Here is a 13904-nt window from a genome sequence, read left to right on the forward strand (position 1 = left end):
GCCCCCAAAAGTTGTCATTGTATTCTCGTAGGCGAGGTTGTGGTTACGCAATGAGCTTCTGGGNCTGAAAATACGCCCTTAACCAAACAAGGCAATCGTTATCTTCGCTATTACTTAGTTGAGGCTGCCAATTCAGTAAGAAGATATTTGCCTGAATATCAAGCATTTTATCAAAAGAAATACAAAGAAACACCCAAACATCAACACAAAAGAGCCATCGTCTTAACCGCAAGAAAATTTGTGCGTCTGGTGGATACGCTACTACGTAACCATCAACTCTACACGCCACCAAGGAGCGTGATAGAAAAATAACACTTTGTTATTGACGCAATCTTGGAAACGGCCCGAAAAAATTTCATTTTTGGTCGGGTCTATTTCCGTATGCTGAAAAAATCGCACCTAGAAAAAATCAGTCTTGTTTTACTCTTGACTTATTACCACTAGACTTTTTATTGTTGGTTTAATTCTTGGCTAACTGCTTTTGCATCGACTAAAGCGTGTAAAATCATTTTCACCATGTTCATCATATTTCTTCACTCCTTTTTATAGTTCATTTAGTTCTTTTACAACTGCTTGTCCGTTCACTAATACCTCAAAGATTGCTTTTACGATTTCTTTTATCATGTTTGTTTCCTCCTTTTGTTTGTCTCGCTTGTTTACATCTTTATTGTATAGGGAGGCATCTTTTCGTACTATCGCTTTCCATTACGTGAACATAACAGTTTTGTAAGATTTGATGTCACTTATTGAAATGTTTAGTCTATCTTCATTATTTTCAGAAAAATGACTATTCAAACATGAAATTGGAAAGTATAATAAAGAAGTAAGCATTAAATTCCGTACGAAAGGGGTGAATGAGATGAAACGTTCTTTAGCTGCGCGTGCCAAATTTTTAGATTTTATCTATTTTTGTCGTGCGATTTTTCATGATGTAGTTGTTAACGGGATACGTATGCCCTTTTTTAACAATTGCATAGTGACTATTGAACGATAGAAATCTCTTCACCCATTTTTAATAAACGTGTGAAAAGGGAGCTATTTGGCTTCCTTTTTCTATGCCGAAAACCATGGGGAATGTTTCTTTCTCATGGTTTTTTATATTGAAAGGAGTACGGAAAATGACTATTTGTAGTGTAAATAATGTAACGAAATCTTTTGGTGGAAACATCATATTTGAAAATATATCGCTTGAAATAAAGAATGGTGAACGTGTTGGGTTAGTTGGTCGTAACGGTAGTGGGAAGACAACAATCTTTGGGCTTCTGACGGGAATGGAGAGTTTGGATGCAGGAGCCATCCATATGAAGAAAGGTACACGTATTGGTCATGTCGCACAAATTCCGAAGTTTGATGAGTTCATGACTGTATATGATGTATTGAGTTCCGCTTTTAAAGTAGAAAAGGAATTAGAAAAAGAAATGCATGCTCTAGAAAAAAATATGGCGGAGGAGCAGGAACAATCTTCTTTGCAAAAGCTAATGGAGAGGTACGGAATAATTCAAGAAAAATTTGCATTTCTCGGTGGTTATGAAATAGAGGCAAATATAATGAAGGTAGCAAATGGCTTACAAGTAACAGACTTATTTCCAAGAGTATTTACGGAATTAAGTGGAGGAGAACAGACGAAAGTAAGCCTTGCATATATGCTATTGCAGAAACCAGATTTACTTCTATTAGATGAACCAACAAATCATTTAGATTTGTTTGCAGTTGAATGGTTAGAGAAATTTTTAAAAGAATATAATGGAACAGTTATGGTTATTTCACACGATCGCTATTTCCTTGATGAAGTTGTAACGAAAATTTTTGATCTGGAAGATGGAGAGATTCACGTGTACCATACGAATTATTCTCAGTTCGTTGAGGAGAAGGAAGAAAGATTACTTCAAGAGTTTCAAGCTTATCAAGAGCAGCAAAAGAAAATAAAGAAAATGAAAGAAGCAATTAAGCGCCTACGTGAATGGGCAAATCAAGCGAATCCTCCGAATGAAGGATTGCATAAAAGAGCGAGGAATATGGAACGTGCGTTAGAGCGTATAGAGAAATTAAAGAGGCCGATTTTAGAAAGAAAACAGATGGGTCTTCAGTTTGAAGGGCAAGAGAGAAGCGGAAAAGATGTTGTTGTAATGAAAGAAGTGAGTAAAGGTTTTGCTGGCCGATCTTTATTTGAACAAGCGAATTTACATGTTCGTTTTCAAGAGCGTGCTGCTATCGTTGGTCGTAATGGTACAGGAAAGACTACATTATTAAAACTACTATTAGAAGAAATAAATCCAGACGTTGGTGAAATTCGAATTGGTAGTAGTGTCAAAATTGGTTATTTATCACAACATGCATATGAAAATATGAAGAGTAATGTATTGGAAGCATTCAGAGAGAATGTGGCTGTAACAGAGGGAGAAGCAAGACATATATTAGCTAAGTTTTTGTTTTATGGTCCAGCAGTATTTAAGAAAGTAACGCAACTTAGTGGTGGAGAAAAAATGAGATTAAGACTTGCGCAACTTATGTATCAAGACATCAATTTTCTAATTTTAGATGAGCCGACAAACCATCTTGATATTGAATCAAGGGAAGTTTTAGAGGAAGCCCTTGAGCAATATAACGGAACGATTTTAGCTGTTTCACACGATCGCTATTTTTTAAATAAGTTATTTGAAAAGACGTACTGGATTGATAGATGCAAATTATTTGAGTTTGCAGGAAACTATGCATGGGCTCGTCAAAAGTGGGAAGAAAAGCTTGAGGAGGAAGTAATAAAGCATAAGCACCATGGAAGAAAAAGTGTTGAAGCAATCTCTATAAAAAAGAAAGATTCTAGAAGTTTTGCGGAGATTGAAAACGAGTTAATGCATATAGAAGAAGATATATATGCATTAGAAAGTGAAATGGAATATGTAGCTGATGTTGAAAGACTTGAAAAATTATATGAGGAAAAAACGAAGAAAGAGTTGTTACGAGCAGATTTATATAATGAATTAGAGAATATGGTGGAGTAATGAGTAGAAAGCCACTTCCTTTCAGTTTTGCTGGAGGAAGTGGCTTTTTTCATAATGATATTTTGCTTTAAAGGTTAAATGAAGCGATGTGTTTCACGTGAAACAGTAACTTAGATAAATCCATTTTCCTTAATTTGCATAGTTTGTGAAACATATGAAAATGATAAGCTGAAAAATAAATGTCATTAGTGGTTTTTCGATAGGAGTAATTACAAAAACAAAGGCTAATTATTTCCCGAGAGATAAAGTGAAACTTTAATCAGAGGGGGTCTTACTGCCCGGCAAATAGCGGAATAAATATGTGTAACAGAGACTAGTGAATGAAAACAAAAAGAGAGCAAAGTTACAGCTTTACGCGCTGAACTCTGCTCTCTTTTTGCGTGGCATCTTCTCTCGTTGAAATTATAATAGCGATCCCGAGCATGATAAAAAAAGCTAAAAAGAGGACGAACTTTGGGAAGAACGGGAATAGTAATAGCGCTCCGACTATCATAATTGTTAATAATACGTAGTGCAGGACGTATTGGAATAGGTTGTCCATATTTTCGCCCCCTTTTTTGTAATTGGTTATTAGTATTCTATGTTTCATGCTGAAGGAATAGAAGTAGATTTTTAAGTTTTAATACGAATTATAGCTGAGTTTTCTTAAAGTATAAATGTAGAGTGATAATTTTGGAAAAATTCTCAAAATATTTATTTAGAAAGAATTGACAAAACATAATGAACGATATAAGCTAATAACCATAAAGTCTACCGGAAAGGTCGGAATAAGATTGTTACCCCTCAAAAACATCTATTTTTTTACGATTAAAACCGACTTTTCCGATTGGCTATAAATGTTGCTGTGGGAGGCATACATAAGGTAATTCGTTCAGAGGGTATAATCATAAAAAGTTAGGGTGGGGACAATGAAGAAAAAGACAAAAAAATGGGCTGGTGTATTTTCGGTATTAATAAGTAGTTCGCTTGTGTTGTCTGCTTGTGGGGGACAGGAGGACGCGGCTTCTACAGAGCCGGTTAAACAGCAGGATTTAAAAAATGTGAAAATTGAAAAGATCGCTGCGACAGATAAAACGAAAGTGCCAGACAAAGCGAAGAATAGAAAAGATACGTTAGTAGTTGGTATTAGTAAGCCAGGCGGCGTATTTTTGCCATACTTCCAACAAAATGGTTGGGATGGAAACGTAACTTCAGTTATTTTTGCATCTCTCGTATCAACCGATAAACAAGGGAAACCAATTCCAGAATTAGCTGAGAAGTGGGACGTTTCTTCTGATCAGTTAACATATACATTCCATTTACGTAAAGATTTGAAATTTAGTGATGGATCGCCATTAACGGCGGATGATGTAGCTTTCACATTGACGCTTTTACATGATAAGGCATATGAAGGTGAAGTAGATATCTCTCAATATGCGGTTAAAGGTGGTAAAGAATATAAAGAAGGGAAAGCAACTTCAATTGAAGGTATTCAAGTTGTTGATCCACAAACAATTAAAATTACAACTGAAAAAGTGAATTCACAAGCTATATTTGTTTTAGGAGGTACAGTACTATCAAAAGCTTATTATGGAAAAGATTATAAGCAAAATACAAGCTTAGATTACTTAAAAGATTTATATGGAAAGCCATTAGCTGCGGGTCCATATAAATTTGAAAAGTATATTCCAGGTCAAGAAGTCCGTTTTGTAGCAAACGAAAATTATTATGCGGGTAAACCAAAAATTCAAAACTTCATTTATAAAATTACTTCTGGTGATACGAAGCTTCAGTTATTCCAAACAGGAGAAGTTGACCATACTGGCTTAGGTACTGGTGATGAGGTTCTTGAACAGGCTAAGGCTTTAGAATTCGCAAATATCCAAATTGAAACAGCACCGTCATTTAGTTATATTTATATGAATAATAATAAGCCTTACTTAAAGGATAAAAAGGTTCGCCAAGCACTTATTTACGGATTAGACCGCAAAAAATATGTTGATACAGCGTTAAAAGGATACGGTACAGTAGCCAATGTACCAATTCATCCAACTTCTTGGGCTTATACGGAAGAAGGAGTTAATAAATACGAATACGATAAAGAAAAAGCGAAAAAATTATTAGATGAAGCAGGGTGGAAAGTTGGTTCGGATGGAATTCGTGAAAAAGATGGTCAAAAATTAAAACTTTCTTATTTCGGTCCAAGTTCGGCTAAAGATAGTGATTTATTAATTCCGATTGCGAAAGAGAATTATAAAGAAATAGGTGTAGAGTTTAATCCTGAATTTATGGACTTTAATACGATGCTTTCTAAGGTAAACAAAGGGGATTATGATTTAGCTTCTGTTTCGACACCGATTACAAGTGATCCGAGTGAAACAGCTGGTGAATATTTGTCTACTGCAAATGAAACTAGTCTTGGTTATAAGAATGCAAAAGTAGATGAGCTAATTCAAAAAGGTATTGAAACTGTAGATATCGAAAAGCGTAAACCTATTTATAAAGAATTGTATAAAGAATTAAGTGATGATCCACCAGTAATTCTATTAAACTACCGTAGAACAATTACTGGTTATAACGGGAATATAAAAGGAATTGATCCTGAAAAGTACAACAGTATTAGTGCAAACTTACCAGTATTATCATTTGAAAAATAACGATAAGAATGTATAAGTAGAAGACATTTTTTCATTCGGTTAGTAATGTGCCGCTTTGAAAAAATGTTCTTCTATTTTAAGCATAAGATTGGAGAGAAAAAGGGTGAAAACATATATTGTTCGTAGGTTGTTACAAATGATTCCTACACTGCTTGGTACATCAATTATTATCTTCGTCCTGTTCGCACTTCTTCCTGGGGATTATATTGATTCAAACCCGAAAATTACACCGGAAAGAGCAGCTGAACTGAGGGAGCTATATGGGTTGAACAAACCAATTGTTGAGCGTTATTTTCATTGGTTAGGTAATGCATTGCAAGGGGACTTTGGCTTTTCGCTTCAATATCAAGAGCCTGTAACGTCATTATTAAATAAATTTATTTGGAATTCTTTTAGTGTAGCAATTATTGCATTGTTTTTTATTTGGCTAATTGCACTTATTATCGGTGTATTCTCGGCGACGAAGCAACATTCTTTATTCGATAAACTTGTAACAATCGGTGTTTTTGCAGCAATGTCATTCCCTTCATTCTTTATCGGTTTGTTTTTAATTAAGGTGTTTGCGGTTGACTTTAAGTTATTACCGATAGGTGGAATGATTGATGTTGGCAGTAATTCAACAGGATTTGCTTACGTGATAGAAGTTGCAAAACATATGATTTTACCAGTATTTATTTTGACACTTCTTGGGGTCGGCTCGCTAACTCGTTATTTTAGAACAAGTATGTTAGAGGTTGTAAGACAAGATTACATACGAACAGCAAGAGCGAAAGGTTTGAAGGAGAAGACGGTTATTTATAAGCATGCATTAAAAAATGCAATTTTACCGGCAATTACGTTATTAGCATTTGAATTACCTGGATTGTTTTCTGGGGCAATTATTATTGAACAAATTTTTAACTGGCCAGGGATTGGTAATATTCAATTAGAAGCATTAAATTTCCGTGACTATACAGTATTGATGGCATTTACGATGTTTCTTTCTTGTTTAACAATCGTTTCAAACTTTTTAGCAGATATCGTATATGCAGTTGTTGATCCAAGAATTCGGTTGAAGTAAGGGGGGAAAGAAATGGAGACTGTTACAGTAATTACAGAAAAAAAAGAAAAAAAGAGAAGAAATGAATCATCACCATGGCGACAAGCTTTTAAAAAGATAAAGAAAAATAAGATGGCACTTGTAGGGTTTTATGCATTAATTTTTATGTTTTTATTTTGTTTTATCGGTCCGTTCTTTTCTCCATATGCATCAGGAAAAATACAAGTTGCGCTCATTAACAAACCACCTAGTTTTTCTCATTGGCTTGGTACAGATCAATTAGGAAGAGATATTTTAACAAGGCTTATGCAAGCGGGACGTATTTCATTAACCATTGGTTTAGCTTCAATGGTTTTATCGGTTATACTTGGAGCTTTATTAGGAGCGATTGCAGGTTTTTATCGTGGTATTGTGGACAATATTATTATGCGACTTGCAGATATTTTAATGTCGATGCCAGGATTACCGTTACTTATTATAATGGGTGCGATTTTATCAGAGTGGAAAGTACCGTCTGATTATCGTTTGTATGTCATTATGATTATTTTAAGTTTAGTAGGTTGGCCAGGGCTTGCACGCCTTGTAAGAGGGCAAATTTTATCACTTAGGGAGCAAGCATTTATGCAAGCTGCGGATGTGTTAGGAATAAAAGATTACCGGAAAATTATATATCACTTAATACCTAATGTTTTACCCATTTTAATTGTCGTATCTACATTAGGTGTTGCAGGTTCTATTTTGGGAGAATCCGCACTAAGTTACTTAGGTCTCGGAGTCGTTCCACCTACACCATCATGGGGGAACATGATTAGCGCAGCTAACTCATTAATCGATTTCCAAAAGCGTCCATGGTTATGGATTCCGCCTGGTTTTGCAATCTTTATAACAGTTGTATCAATTAATTTACTTGGTGATGCACTTCGTGATGCATTAGATCCAAAGATGAGACGGTAGGTGAGGAGATATGAGTAAAGCGGTAGTAGAGCTGAAAGATTTACAAACACACTTTCAGACAGAAGAAGGGACAGTAAAAGCTGTGAATCATGTTAGTTTTTCTGTTCGAGAAGGTGAAACTGTTTGTGTTGTAGGTGAATCTGGTTGTGGAAAAAGTGTAACGGCGTTATCTATTATGGGACTTATTGCTGAATCAGGCAGTGTAGTAGGTGGAGATATTTTATATGAAGGAAAAAGTCTTTTAGGAATGAAAGAGAAAGAGCTTCGTAGTTTACGAGGGAATGATATTGCGATGATTTTCCAAGAACCGATGACATCGCTAAACCCCGTCTTCACTGTAGGAGAGCAAATTGTAGAAACGTTAAGGGAGCATGAATTACTTAGTAAAAATGAAGCATATAAGAAGGCAATTGAGTTAATTCGTAAAGTTGGCATAGCCCGCGCTGATGAAATCGTCCATTCTTATCCGCATGAACTGAGCGGCGGGATGTTACAACGTATTATGATTGCTGTTGCACTTAGTTGTAATCCTAAGTTATTAATTGCGGATGAACCAACAACAGCTCTTGATGTTACTATTCAGGCTCAAATATTGGATCTACTAAGACAAGTGAAAGAAGAATTTAAAACGTCGATTTTATTAATTACACATGACTTAGGTGTCGTAGCGGAAATGGCTGATTATGTTGTCGTTATGTATGGCGGGAAAGTTATTGAAGAAGCCCCAGTACTAGAGATATTCCAAAATCCAAAACATCCTTATACGAAAGGATTATTGAAATCAAAACCAGTAATGGGAAAACGAATAGATAAACTATATTCTATTCCAGGGCAAGTTCCGAATTTAGTTGGTTTAGGTGAGTTTTGCTACTTTAGTGGGCGTTGTGAGCATTGTATGGAAATATGTGAAAAAGAAGCCCCAAATCTAAATGTAAATGATGAAAATCATAAAGTAGCTTGCTGGCTATATGAGGAGCGTGCGGAACAATGAGTGAACCATTATTAGAGGTGAAAAATCTAAAGACATATTTTCCAATTAAGGGTGGCGTATTTAGTAGAACAATTGGGCATGTAAAAGCGGTTGATGGAGTAAGTTTTACTATTAATAAAGGTGAAGTGTTTGGTCTCGTTGGCGAATCAGGGAGCGGAAAAACAACAATAGGAAAAACAATTTTACGCCTCGTTCAAAAAACGGAGGGAGAAGTGAAGTTTAAAGGGAAAGATGTTCATTCTTTATCCAAGGATGAATTAAGAAAACATCGCCCTAATATGCAGCTCGTTTTCCAAGATCCATTTAGCTCATTAAATCCGAGAATGAGAATTGGAGAAGCGCTTGGAGAGCCAATGTTGGCCCACGGATTAGCGACGAAAGAAAATGTTCGTGAAAAGGTAATTGAAGTATTGGAGTTATGTGGGTTAGCTCCTTATCATATTGACCGGTATCCCCATGAATTTTCTGGTGGACAACGTCAGCGTATCGTAATCGCAAGAGCTATGGTATTAAATCCGGAATTTATTGTAGCTGATGAACCTGTGGCGGCACTAGATGTATCTATCCAAGCACAAATTATTAATTTATTTAGTGAGTTACAAGAGAAAAAGGGATTATCTTATTTATTCATTTCGCATGATTTAAGTGTAGTAGAACATTTATGTACGAAAATCGGAATTATGTATTTAGGTACGATTGTGGAGACAGCACCGCGTGATGAGTTATTTACCAATCCGCTACATCCTTATACGAAAGCATTGTTATCAGCTGTTCCAATACCAGATCCAACAGTGAAGCGAGAGCGAATTATACTAGAAGGGGATATTCCAAGTCCAGCAAATCCACCTTCGGGCTGTCGTTTTCATACACGTTGCCCATTTGCGACGGATGTTTGTAAAAAAATAGTACCAGAATTCCGTAATGTTGGTGCAGAGCATTTTGTTGCTTGTCATCACGTATAAAAAAGGACTCTTTCAAATTGAAAGAGTCCTTTTTTATTTACTAGATGAAGTTTGTTTCAATACAAATTGCTCGATTGCGTGAGCAACACCATGTTCATTGTTTGTTAGTGTTACAACATCACATAGCTTTTTTACATCTTCTTCAGCGTTGCCCATTGCAACAGATAAGCCTGCTACTTCTAACATCGGTACATCATTAAAATTATCACCAATAGCAACTGTATCTTCAATAGGGATATTAAAATGAGCTGCCATCTGCTGTATCCCGTTTCCTTTATGTCCATTCTTATCCATAATTTCTAAGTTAGTAGGAGCTGATGCTGTAACCATAATATCAGCATCTTCTTGTAATATACTTAATAGTTGTGCGCGATGCGCTGCATTAAACGTTAAAATGAAGAATTTAGATATTTCTAGTTCTTGGTTATTTACAACATCTTCTATTTTTTTGAAATCAGTAATTAGGTTCGATTTCTTTTGCTTTTCTGTAATTCGTTCAAGTTCCTCTAATGTAACATCAAGCGCATGCTTATTTTCTTCGAATGCTTGCATCATTTGATCTTGCCATGTATATGGAGAATAAACTCCTTTATTCGTATATAGCTTATATGGGAAACCTTCAGATTCTAGTAATTTTGCAAGTTTGTACACTTTGTCGTTTTGTATACAACGCGAGTTAATTACTTTTCCATCCACATAAACAATAGCCCCATTGCTCGCTCCGACTGGAAGAGATAATTTATATTCTTCCAATAGCTTTAAAGCATCCTCTTTCGCACGACCAGAACAGATCATTACAATATGACCAGCTTCTTGTGCAGTTTGGATTGCTTGTAGGTTTTCTTTGGAGATTTCAAGATTAGATGATAGTAGTGTACCATCCATATCTAATGCGATTAATTTCAAAATGACCACCTCTTTGTTTTTATTATACATAGTTATATAGAGGAAACATATAAACTTATCTTGGAAAGACGGTATTTTATCTCATATTAAAAGTAAGAGGGTGTTGCAAAACTCATAAATATCCAAAAATGAATGCATAAAGAAACCCGTTTTCCTGGAAGAATGATAGTATCCTAAAACTATCTCCAGAAAGGACGGATTTACTAGTATGATAACCAATTTTGATCAAAATCAATCCATTTTACAAATTTTATTTGCCTACGTAGACAGTTTAACCATTGGAGGCGTTCCGCCTATGACAGGCCGCCCACCCATCTGTAGAAAAGCTTTACTCAAATGTTTTTTTATAAAAACGGTATTCCAGATCAATTCATTACGTAAGTTAACTCGTTTTTTACATCAATATCCTTCATTTCGTGTATCTTGTGGCCTTTCGCTTGTTCCTCATATATCTACTTTTTCACGTGTAGGCACTTGGTTTCGCAACGAAGAAATTCCGTTGCTTCATAAACAAATTCTTCAAGAAAAGAATTTAGGGTTAATTCCGTGCGTTTTAATTGATAGTACAGCCTTACGGAGTAGTTTATATGATTCTCAAGCGAAATGGGGAAAATCTACTCGCTATGGTTGGTATAAGGGATATAAAACTCATGTCTGTTCTACACCAGAAGGTGTTATATTGTCGTATGCATTTACAACCGCAAATGTACATGATAGTAAAATAGCTCCTGCATTGCTTCGGGATATACAAAACCAAAATGTGTTATTTTCCGTTGCAGATGCCGCTTATGATAGTCAGCACATTCATGAAATTGCCGGAGCATGTGATATCTTTGCGATCAATCCAATTAACCCGCGTAATAGCGGACCAATCAAAAGTACACATCGTCGTGTAGTGTCTCATTTTCTACAAACTACCTTTGGCAAACAGTTGATGAAAGAGCGTGGAAAAATTGAACAACAGTTTAGTCATCTCAAAGATAAAGGGCTGGAACAGCCACGTTGGTATGGTCAAAATCGCTATCTATTGCATGTTCAGCTAGTTTTTCTGATTCATAACATTGCATATTTATTTTAGTTTTGCAACACCCTCAGTAAGTAAAGATTAGATAGGTTTAGTGTCACTAAATAAACGATTTGTAACAAAAATAGAGAGGAATATGAATACATTTCACTTTATGACTGTAATGTTACACGAATGTTACAAACTTGAACTTAGTGAAAAACGCATTAAATAAAGGTTTTTGAGGGTTATTATAAAAAAACGTAAAAAAAGTGTAATAAATTTTACGTAATTATATTGCAACGTAATAATAGTTATGTTACATTAATGTTACAAACGTTACGTTATCGAAATTAATGTAACGTTAACATAAAAACTATGAAATAAACATTTCTTAGAAATTACATATAGATAACTTATAAAAAGGGAGGATAAATGATATGAAAGAGCAAGTATTACAAGTAACAAAAGGTGATTTCGTAGGATCAGCAAGTGGAGCGGTAGTATTAACAGCATTAATCGTATTTCTATCAAGCGTATTAGTATAATAGAAGTTTTGTAACAAAAGAAAAAGAAGGGAGAATGAAAGATATGAAAGAGCAAGTATTACAAGTAACAAAAGGTGACTTCGTAGGATCAGCAAGTGGAGCGGTAGTATTAACAGCATTAATCGTATTTTTATCAAGTGTATTAGTATAATAGAAGTTTTAAATCAAACAAAAAAGGAAGGAGAATGAGGGATATGAACAGTGAACAAGTGTTTCAAGTAACAAAAACAGATTTATTAGGATCCTTAGGTGGAGCAGTAATATTAACATCATTTATTCTATTCCTTGCAAATGTATTAGTATGAGATATATAAATACAATCATTCAAAAAAAATAAAGACTCTAACGTATTAGTAAGTAGTTAATATGTTGGAGTCTTTTTTATATTCTTCTTATATCCCCTCAAGTATTAAAGTTACCTCATTATCCAGCATTCATGGCTAATTAAACGCTGCGGTTGAAACTTGATTCAACGAATAATCAAAAATCCACTGAATAAAATCCCGCTTTATTTCAAAGAGAAAAAAGTCGAATTTTATATGTAAGAAAAAAAGAGGAATTTGACAGAAAAGATAGAAAATTTTAAAGGTCAGAATTTGTTAGCTTGCTAACTAATTTCTATTAATTAATGTTGGAAGCGTTTTCGGTTGGTTTTAAGTATGGACCATTTAATCTATTTACAGGGGGATGAAGATATTATGAAACAAAAATCTATGGATACGCTAGCTGCACAAATGGAGGACTTTTTTCCAGTACGTGATGTAGATCATTTGGAATTTTACGTAGGGAATGCAAAGCAATCGAGTTATTATCTTGCGAGAGCGTTCGGATTCAAAATTGTGGCTTACTCTGGATTAGAAACTGGAAACCGTGAAAAGGTCTCTTATGTTCTTGTGCAAAAAAATATGCGTTTCGTTGTGTCTGGAGCTTTAAGTAGTGAAAATCGTATTGCAGAGTTTGTAAAGACTCATGGTGATGGCGTGAAGGATGTGGCACTACTTGTTGATGATGTTGATAAAGCATACTCAGAAGCAGTGAAACGTGGTGCCGTCGCAATTGCTCCACCGCAGGAATTAACAGATGAGGACGGTACATTGAAAAAAGCAGTTATTGGTACGTATGGTGATACAATTCATACGCTTGTAGAGCGTAAAAATTATAAAGGGGCATTTATGCCAGGATTCCAAAAGGTAGAATTTAATATTCCATTTGAAGAGTCTGGTTTAATTGCTGTTGATCATGTAGTTGGTAATGTTGAAAAAATGGAAGAGTGGGTTAGTTATTACGAGAATGTTATGGGCTTTAAACAAATGATTCATTTTGATGATGACGATATTAGTACAGAGTATTCGGCGTTAATGTCGAAAGTTATGACGAATGGAAGTCGTATTAAGTTTCCTATTAACGAACCAGCAGATGGAAAGAGAAAGTCACAAATTCAAGAGTATCTAGAATTCTATAATGGAGCTGGTGTACAACATCTTGCTTTATTAACAAGTGATATTGTTAAAACAGTTGAAGCGCTTCGTGCAAATGGGGTGGAGTTTTTAGATACACCTGATACTTATTATGATGAGTTAACTGCACGAGTTGGAAAAATCGATGAAGAAATTGATAAGTTAAAAGAATTAAAGATCTTAGTAGATCGTGATGATGAAGGTTACTTACTACAAATCTTTACGAAACCAATTGTAGATCGCCCGACTTTATTTATTGAAATCATTCAACGTAAAGGTTCTCGTGGATTTGGTGAAGGAAACTTTAAAGCGTTATTCGAATCAATTGAAAGAGAACAAGAGCGTCGCGGAAACTTATAAGATTTGTATCCACCAGCAAAAGTCCCTTTGCTGGTGGAAATTTCATTTT

The 13904-nt window shown here is 35.1% G+C and carries 14 protein-coding genes and 1 pseudogene; 13 read left to right on the forward strand and 2 right to left on the reverse strand.

Annotation, left to right across the window (positions count from 1 at the left end; all coding sequences use genetic code 11):
- Window positions 1–66 precede the first annotated feature (66 nt).
- The 3 genes and pseudogenes from V6946_RS01170 to abc-f form a co-directional block, all read left to right on the forward strand.
- Window positions 67–312 (forward strand): annotated as a pseudogene (locus tag V6946_RS01170) (IS110 family transposase); the annotation flags it as partial.
- A 547-nt stretch (window positions 313–859) separates the two neighbouring features.
- Complete coding sequence (locus V6946_RS01175) at window positions 860–994, forward strand: RAxF-45 family protein (protein WP_000830643.1); 135 nt, start codon at window positions 860–862, stop codon at window positions 992–994.
- Window positions 995–1118: 124 nt separating this feature from the next.
- On the forward strand, window positions 1119–2999 hold the full coding sequence (abc-f, locus tag V6946_RS01180; RefSeq protein ID WP_000150889.1) for a ribosomal protection-like ABC-F family protein: 1881 nt from the start codon (window positions 1119–1121) through the stop codon (window positions 2997–2999).
- 343 nt (window positions 3000–3342) lie between these two features.
- Here abc-f and V6946_RS01185 read toward each other — a convergent pair whose 3' ends face one another.
- Window positions 3343–3540 (reverse strand): hypothetical protein, encoded by a 198-nt coding sequence (locus tag V6946_RS01185; RefSeq protein WP_000369254.1) that lies wholly within the window; start codon window positions 3538–3540, stop codon window positions 3343–3345.
- Between the two features lie 367 nt (window positions 3541–3907).
- On the opposite strand from V6946_RS01185, the gene V6946_RS01190 reads away from it, so the two are divergent.
- The 5 genes from V6946_RS01190 (at window position 3908) to V6946_RS01210 (ending at window position 9581) form a co-directional block, all read left to right on the forward strand.
- Window positions 3908–5635, forward strand: coding sequence for an ABC transporter substrate-binding protein (locus tag V6946_RS01190; RefSeq protein WP_000730656.1), 1728 nt, complete (start codon window positions 3908–3910; stop codon window positions 5633–5635).
- Between the two features lie 103 nt (window positions 5636–5738).
- Window positions 5739–6695 carry an ABC transporter permease gene (locus V6946_RS01195; protein WP_000860748.1) on the forward strand — a complete coding sequence of 319 codons (957 nt, stop codon included), beginning with the start codon at window positions 5739–5741 and terminating at the stop codon, window positions 6693–6695.
- Window positions 6696–6707: 12 nt separating this feature from the next.
- A complete protein-coding gene (gene opp4C / locus V6946_RS01200; protein WP_000451077.1) occupies window positions 6708–7628 on the forward strand; it encodes an oligopeptide ABC transporter permease in 921 nt (306 codons plus the stop codon).
- A gap of 10 nt (window positions 7629–7638) precedes the next feature.
- Window positions 7639–8619 carry an ABC transporter ATP-binding protein gene (locus V6946_RS01205; RefSeq protein WP_000030789.1) on the forward strand — a complete coding sequence of 327 codons (981 nt, stop codon included), beginning with the start codon at window positions 7639–7641 and terminating at the stop codon, window positions 8617–8619.
- Window positions 8616–9581, forward strand: a complete 966-nt coding sequence (locus V6946_RS01210) for an ABC transporter ATP-binding protein (protein ID WP_001294518.1) — start codon at window positions 8616–8618, stop codon at window positions 9579–9581. The genes V6946_RS01205 and V6946_RS01210 overlap by 4 nt, the downstream gene beginning before the upstream one ends.
- A gap of 33 nt (window positions 9582–9614) precedes the next feature.
- Here the strand turns inward: V6946_RS01210 and V6946_RS01215 are convergent, their stop codons facing one another.
- Window positions 9615–10487 (reverse strand): Cof-type HAD-IIB family hydrolase, encoded by an 873-nt coding sequence (locus V6946_RS01215; RefSeq protein ID WP_366982024.1) that lies wholly within the window; start codon window positions 10485–10487, stop codon window positions 9615–9617.
- Between the two features lie 208 nt (window positions 10488–10695).
- Between V6946_RS01215 and V6946_RS01220 the strand changes: the two genes are divergently transcribed.
- From V6946_RS01220 to hppD, 5 genes are all read left to right on the forward strand, one after another.
- Window positions 10696–11565 (forward strand): ISNCY family transposase, encoded by an 870-nt coding sequence (locus V6946_RS01220; protein WP_023520903.1) that lies wholly within the window; start codon window positions 10696–10698, stop codon window positions 11563–11565.
- 365 nt (window positions 11566–11930) lie between these two features.
- The gene (locus tag V6946_RS01225; RefSeq protein WP_000664237.1) at window positions 11931–12038 is read left to right on the forward strand and encodes a DUF3948 family protein; all 108 of its coding nucleotides are present in this window, start codon (window positions 11931–11933) and stop codon (window positions 12036–12038) included.
- A 34-nt stretch (window positions 12039–12072) separates the two neighbouring features.
- Window positions 12073–12189 carry a DUF3948 family protein gene (locus V6946_RS01230; RefSeq protein ID WP_000654250.1) on the forward strand — a complete coding sequence of 39 codons (117 nt, stop codon included), beginning with the start codon at window positions 12073–12075 and terminating at the stop codon, window positions 12187–12189.
- A gap of 43 nt (window positions 12190–12232) precedes the next feature.
- A complete protein-coding gene (locus V6946_RS01235; protein ID WP_001083690.1) occupies window positions 12233–12343 on the forward strand; it encodes a DUF3948 family protein in 111 nt (36 codons plus the stop codon).
- Between the two features lie 393 nt (window positions 12344–12736).
- Window positions 12737–13855: a 4-hydroxyphenylpyruvate dioxygenase gene (gene hppD / locus V6946_RS01240; protein WP_000810922.1), complete on the forward strand. Its 1119-nt coding sequence runs from the start codon at window positions 12737–12739 to the stop codon at window positions 13853–13855.
- Window positions 13856–13904: the final 49 nt, after the last annotated feature.

Origin of the sequence: Bacillus sp. PPSBB_2 (genome assembly GCF_045291115.1) — a bacterium.
GTDB classification, from domain to species: Bacteria; Bacillota; Bacilli; order Bacillales; family Bacillaceae_G; genus Bacillus_A; species Bacillus_A cereus.

Bases quoted from the DNA above. Each gene is read 5' to 3' on its own strand.
- V6946_RS01175 (WP_000830643.1), top strand. From the start codon at position 860: ATGAAACGTTCTTTAGCTGCGCGTGCCAAATTTTTAGATTTTATCTAT.
- abc-f (WP_000150889.1), top strand. From the start codon at position 1,119: ATGACTATTTGTAGTGTAAATAATGTAACGAAATCTTTTGGTGGAAAC.
- V6946_RS01185 (WP_000369254.1), bottom strand. From the start codon at position 3,540: ATGGACAACCTATTCCAATACGTCCTGCACTACGTATTATTAACAATT.
- V6946_RS01190 (WP_000730656.1), top strand. From the start codon at position 3,908: ATGAAGAAAAAGACAAAAAAATGGGCTGGTGTATTTTCGGTATTAATA.
- opp4C (WP_000451077.1), top strand. From the start codon at position 6,708: ATGGAGACTGTTACAGTAATTACAGAAAAAAAAGAAAAAAAGAGAAGA.
- V6946_RS01205 (WP_000030789.1), top strand. From the start codon at position 7,639: ATGAGTAAAGCGGTAGTAGAGCTGAAAGATTTACAAACACACTTTCAG.
- V6946_RS01210 (WP_001294518.1), top strand. From the start codon at position 8,616: ATGAGTGAACCATTATTAGAGGTGAAAAATCTAAAGACATATTTTCCA.
- V6946_RS01220 (WP_023520903.1), top strand. From the start codon at position 10,696: ATGATAACCAATTTTGATCAAAATCAATCCATTTTACAAATTTTATTT.
- V6946_RS01225 (WP_000664237.1), top strand. From the start codon at position 11,931: ATGAAAGAGCAAGTATTACAAGTAACAAAAGGTGATTTCGTAGGATCA.
- V6946_RS01230 (WP_000654250.1), top strand. From the start codon at position 12,073: ATGAAAGATATGAAAGAGCAAGTATTACAAGTAACAAAAGGTGACTTC.
- V6946_RS01235 (WP_001083690.1), top strand. From the start codon at position 12,233: ATGAACAGTGAACAAGTGTTTCAAGTAACAAAAACAGATTTATTAGGA.
- hppD (WP_000810922.1), top strand. From the start codon at position 12,737: ATGAAACAAAAATCTATGGATACGCTAGCTGCACAAATGGAGGACTTT.